We start from the raw sequence: 5211 nt of genomic DNA, 5'->3' as shown, positions 1-5211 counted from the left end.
GGCCAGCCTCGGTGACTCCATCACCCGCGGTTTCAACGCCTGCGGGTGGTACGTCGACTGCACCTCGCGGTCGTTCAGCACCGGCGACCACGCCGCTGTCAACAGCCACTACCTGCGCATCCGCGCGGCCACCCCGGCCATCCAGGGCCGCAGCCACAACCACGCCCGCACCGGGGCGAAGTCCGCCGACCTGTCCGGCCAGGCCGGCAGCGCGGTCAGCCAGGGCGTCGGGTACGTGACGGTGCTGATCGGCGCCAACGACGCCTGCACCGGCTCCGAGTCCGCGATGACCCCGGTGAGCACCTTCCGGGCCAACATCGACAGCGCCCTCGGCCGGCTCAAGGCCGGTCTGCCCGACGCCCGGGTCGCGGTGATCAGCATCCCGGACATCCACCGGCTCTGGCAGGTGGGCAAGGGCAACAGCAACGCCCGCAACGCCTGGTCGTTGTTCGGCATCTGCCAGTCCGTGCTGGCCAACCCGACCTCCACCGAGCAGGCCGACGTGGACCGGCGCAACCGGGTCCGGCAGCGGGTGGTCGACTACAACACCCAACTCGCCCAGGCATGCGCCGCGTACGGCCCGAACTGCGACTTCGACGACAACGCGGTGTTCCGCTACCCGTTCGCCCTGAGCCAGGTCTCCACCTGGGACTACTTCCACCCGAACGCCAGCGGCCAGGCGGTGCTGGCCAGCGTCTCGTACGCCGAGGGCTTCGGCTGGTGACGCCCCGACCGGCGCGTGGCGGGTCACCGACCACGCGCCGGGTACCGGAAAGGTGGCCTGGCTCAGTCGGCGCGGCGACGTGCCCCCGGACCCGGTCGCGGCACCACGTCGCGGGGCCGGTTCACCTCGTGGCCCTCGGCGCACCGCAGGATGACCCGAACCTCGGCGTCGCAGCCCCGGTGCCCGACGGACAGCGCTGAGCCCTCCGGATCGGCCAGGTAGCGGTCGCCCCAGCCGAGCACCGCCACCAGCACCGGCCAGAGGTCCAGGCCCTTGTCGGTGAGCCGGTACTCGTGCCGCACCCGGCTGCCCGGCTCCTGGTACGGCGCACGGCGGAGCACCCCCTGCGCGACCAGGGCGGTTAGCCGGCTGGTGAGCACCTGCCGGGGGATACCGGTGCGCACCCGCATGTCGTCGAAACGACGGACGCCGTTGAAGACCTCGCGGAGCACCACCAGGGTCCACCGTTCGCCGAGGATGGCCATCGCGCGGGCGATGGTGCAGTTCTCCACGGACCAGTCCAGCGCTGCGGGTCGCATACCCACCAGGCTAGGTCTGATTGACAGACTCAGCAACGCGCTGTCAGGCTGAGTTCATGACCCAGACGCAGAACCCGACCCGCAGCCGCACCTTCTCCTGGTCCGACCCGGCGACGGGCGCGGCGCACGTCGGCCGGCGCGGCGGCCTGGAGCTGCTCCGCGCGATGATCGACGGCGAGCTCGACGTTCCGCCGATCATGCGCCTGATGGACATGGCCCGGATGGAAGCCGATGAGGGCAGGGTCGTGGTCGAACTGGTCCCGCAGGAGTTCCACTACAACCCGCTCGGCACCGTCCACGGCGGGGTGATCTCCACGCTGCTCGACACCGCCGCCGCCTGCGCGGTGCACACCACCCTGCCGGCCGGCGTCGGCTACACCTCACTGGACCTGAACGTGAAGTTCCTGCGCCCGGTGACCGTCGCCACCGGCACCCTGCGCTGCGAGGGCACCGTGCTGCAACGCGGCCGGCGCACCGCCCTCGCCGAGGCCCGCCTCACCGACGCCGGGGACCGACTGGTCGCCCACGCCACCTCGTCCTGCCTGCTCTTCCCCCTGCCCCCGCCTGCCTGACCCACCCACGACCGCACCGGCGCGGCCGGCCCGCGACCACAGCCCGCCTCCGCCGGTACGAGCGGAGGCGGCACGGCCAGCGGGAGTGCCGGCGTGCGGCCGGGACACGGCAGGTCAGACGCGGGCGGCCAGACGGGCGGCGCGGGCGTCCCGCTTCTCCTCGAAGCGGGACGCCGCCCGCTCCAGGTCGTCGAGGTGCCGGGCGACCTGCTCGCGGGCGGCCTCGCCGTCGGCGTCCAGACCGGTGACGTTGAAGACGTCCCACTGCCGCAGCACCGGTACGACCACCTCGTCGCGGTGCTGCCGCAGGTCGTAGATGCCGGCCAGGGCGATCGCCACCGACTTGCGGGTGAAGCCCTCGATCCCGGCGCCGGGCATCTGGAAGTCCGCCAGCACGTCGGCGACGGCCCGCATGGCCTGGCCCGGGGCCAGTTCGAAGGCGGCACCCAGCAGGTTGCGGTAGAAGACCATGTGCAGGTTCTCGTCCGCCGCCACCCGGGCCAGCAGCGCCTCACAGGTCGGGTCGGCGGTGGCCCGGCCGGTGTTGCGGTGCGAGATCCGGGTTGCCAACTCCTGGAACGACACGTACGCCAGCGAGTGCAGCACCTCGTCGCCGTGCACGTTCTGGTAGCCGGCCGACATGTGCGTCATCCGGGCGCGCTCCAGCGCCACCGGGTCGACCGCGCGGGTCACCGTCAGGTAGTCGCGGATGGCGGTGCCGTGCCGCCCCTCCTCGGCGGTCCACCGGTGCACCCAGGTGCCCCACGCGCCGTCGCGCCCGAAGAGGGTGGCGATCTCGTGGTGGTACGAGGGCAGGTTGTCCTCGGTGAGCAGGTTGACGATCAGCGCGGTGCGGGCCACGTCGGGGATGGTGGAGTCGGTCTCCGTCCATGCCTCGCCGCCCAGCGGCCCGTCGAAGGTGCGTCCCTCGCTCCACGGCACGTACTCGTGCGGGAACCACTCCTTGGCCACGGCCAGATGCCGGTCGAGGTTCTTCGCGACCACGGGTTCGAGTTCGAGCAACAGGGCGGTCTGGCTCAGCGCAGCGGTCATGGCGGATCTCCTTACGGTGGCGTAACTTACGCCACCGTAAGTCGCCGTCGGCGTACGCGCCAGTAAGGTGCCGGGCCGCCGCCCACTTCGACGACGGCCCGGCAGCCGGACGGACGACCTCAGCTCACCAACGGCGTCAGGTCTTCGCGAGGCGGCGTCCACTCCCCGGCCGCCGCGTCGACCTGCTCGCCGGAGCGGATGTCCTTCACCTCGTCACCGTCGGCCCCCGGGAACCACACGTACGGGATGCCGCGCCGCTCGGCGTACCGGATCTGCTTGCCGAACTTGGCCGCGCTCGGCGAGACCTCGGTGGGGATGCCGCGGGAGCGCAGCGCCTCGGCGACCGCGTTGCTCGCCGCCCGCTCCTGCTCGGCGGTCACCGCGACCAGCACGCAGGTCGGGACGCTGCGGGAGACCGACAGCGCGTTCGCCCCGAAGAGCAGGCCGAGCAGCCGGGTCACGCCGATGGAGATGCCCACGCCCGGGAAGCGGGTCGTGCCGGCGCTGGCCAGGTTGTCGTACCGGCCGCCGGAGCAGATCGAGCCGAACCGCTCGTAGCCGGCCAGCTGCGTCTCGTAGACGGTGCCGGTGTAGTAGTCCAGGCCCCGGGCGATGCGCAGGTCGGCGACGCAGAGACCCGGCGCGTGTGCGGCGGCGGTCTCCACCACCGCGGTCAGCTCCGCGATGCCCTCGTCGAGCAGCGGGTCGCTCACCCCCAGGGAACGCACCGCATCGGCGAAGGAGGCGTCCGGCGCGGAGATCTCCGCCAACGCCAGGCACGCCTTGGCCTGCGCCTCGCTCGCCCCGGCGGTCTCGGCCAGCAGGTCGGCCACCTTCACCGGGCCGATCTTGTCGAGCTTGTCGACCGCGCGCAGCGCCGCGTCCGGGTCGGCCAACCCGACCCCCCGGTAGAAGCCCTCGCAGATCTTGCGGTTGTTGACCTGGATCCGCACCGGCGGGATCGGCAGCGAGCGCAGCGCGTCGCCGATCACCAGCGGCATCTCCGCCTCGTGGTGGACCGCCAGGGTGTCCCGGTCGACGATGTCGATGTCGGCCTGGAGGAACTCCCGGTAGCGCCCCTCCTGCGGACGCTCACCCCGCCACACCTTCTGGATCTGGTAGCGGCGGAACGGGAACTGCAGCTTGCCGGCGTTCTCCAGCACGTACCGGGCGAACGGCACAGTCAGGTCGAAGTGCAGGCCGAGGGCGTCGTCACCGGCCGGGCCGTCGGCGTCGGCCTGCAACCGGCGCAGCACGTAGACCTCCTTGGAGGTCTCCCCCTTGCGCAGCAGCTGGTCCAGCGGTTCGACCGAGCGGGTCTCCAACGGCGCGAAGCCGTACAGCTCGAAGGTGCGGCGGATGCGGTCCAGGACGAACTGCTCGATGATCCGCTGCCCGGTGGTCCACTCCGGGAAGCCGGAAATCGGCGTGGGCTTGCTCATGGCGTACTCCCTTGGCAGCCGCGCGCTGCGCGGCAGAGTCTCCTTGCGATCCCGCGCGGTCCACGCGGTGAGGTCTCGGACGCGGCGGCTACAGGCCGCGGGTGGGCGCGGCCGGGCGCGCGTCGCCCTTGTTCGCCACCTCGGCGAGGTACGGGTTGGTGGCGCGCTCGCGGCCGATGGTGGTCGCGGGGCCGTGGCCGGGCAGGACGATGGTGTCGTCGGCCAGCGGGAGGATCTTGTCCCGCAGGCTGGTGAGCATCGTCGGCATACTGCCGCCCGGCAGGTCGGTGCGGCCGATCGAGCCGGCGAAGAGCACGTCGCCGGAGAGGCAGATCTGCTCGGCCTCCCAGGGCGAACCGGCGCCGGGCAACCGGAACAGCACCGACCCGCCGGTATGGCCCGGGGCGTGGTCGACGGTGATCTCCAACCCGGCCAGGGCCAGGGTCGCGCCGTCGGTCAGCTCCGCCACGTCGTCCGGCTCGGCGTACGGCAGCCGGCCGCCGAAGAGGGCGGTGAGGTCCATCGAGAGCGCCTTGCCCGGGTCGGCCAGCAGCTCCCGGTCGTCCGGGTGGACGTAGGCGGGAATGCCGCGTGCGCCACAGACCGGCGCCACGGAGAAGGTGTGGTCGAGGTGGCCGTGGGTGAGCAGCACGGCGGCCGGGTGCAGGCGGTGCTCGGTGAGCACGGCGTCGAGCCGGTCGAGCACCCCGATGCCCGGGTCCACCACCACGCACTGCTCCCCCGGCGCGGTCGCCACCACGTAGCAGTTGGTGCCGAAGACGTCCGCGGGAAAGCCGGCCACGAGCACGTCCGCTCCCCTTCCGTCGAGTCGCCGTCCACCCGGCAGCCTAGTCGCCGGGCTGGCCCGACCCACCCGGCAA

General features: G+C 72.4%; 6 protein-coding genes. 2 read left to right on the top strand and 4 right to left on the bottom strand.

Annotation, left to right across the window (positions count from 1 at the left end; genetic code table 11):
• The coding region (locus E1182_RS28950) for a GDSL-type esterase/lipase family protein (RefSeq protein WP_132270903.1) at positions 1-724 on the top strand (724 nt) is incomplete at its 5' end.
• A gap of 62 nt (positions 725-786) precedes the next feature.
• Here the strand turns inward: E1182_RS28950 and E1182_RS28945 are convergent.
• Positions 787-1263, bottom strand: a complete 477-nt coding sequence (locus tag E1182_RS28945) for a helix-turn-helix domain-containing protein (RefSeq protein ID WP_132270902.1) — start codon at positions 1261-1263, stop codon at positions 787-789.
• A gap of 56 nt (positions 1264-1319) precedes the next feature.
• On the opposite strand from E1182_RS28945, the gene E1182_RS28940 reads away from it, so the two are divergent.
• The gene (locus tag E1182_RS28940; protein WP_132270901.1) at positions 1320-1835 is read left to right on the top strand and encodes a PaaI family thioesterase; all 516 of its coding nucleotides are present in this window, start codon (positions 1320-1322) and stop codon (positions 1833-1835) included.
• Between the two features lie 114 nt (positions 1836-1949).
• On the opposite strand, the gene E1182_RS28935 is transcribed toward E1182_RS28940, so the two are convergent.
• From E1182_RS28935 to E1182_RS28925, 3 genes are all read right to left on the bottom strand, one after another.
• Positions 1950-2888: an acyl-ACP desaturase gene (locus E1182_RS28935; RefSeq protein ID WP_132270900.1), complete on the bottom strand. Its 939-nt coding sequence runs from the start codon at positions 2886-2888 to the stop codon at positions 1950-1952.
• A gap of 119 nt (positions 2889-3007) precedes the next feature.
• Positions 3008-4330: a histidine--tRNA ligase gene (gene hisS, locus E1182_RS28930; RefSeq protein WP_132270899.1), complete on the bottom strand. Its 1323-nt coding sequence runs from the start codon at positions 4328-4330 to the stop codon at positions 3008-3010.
• Positions 4331-4418: 88 nt separating this feature from the next.
• A complete protein-coding gene (locus E1182_RS28925; protein WP_132270898.1) occupies positions 4419-5138 on the bottom strand; it encodes an MBL fold metallo-hydrolase in 720 nt (239 codons plus the stop codon).
• Positions 5139-5211: the final 73 nt, after the last annotated feature.

Origin of the sequence: Micromonospora sp. KC721, assembly GCF_004348355.1 — a bacterium.
GTDB lineage: Bacteria > Actinomycetota > Actinomycetes > Mycobacteriales > Micromonosporaceae > Micromonospora.
The sequence above is the reverse complement of the archived record's forward strand: the minus strand, read 5'-3'. Positions and strand labels throughout refer to the sequence as shown.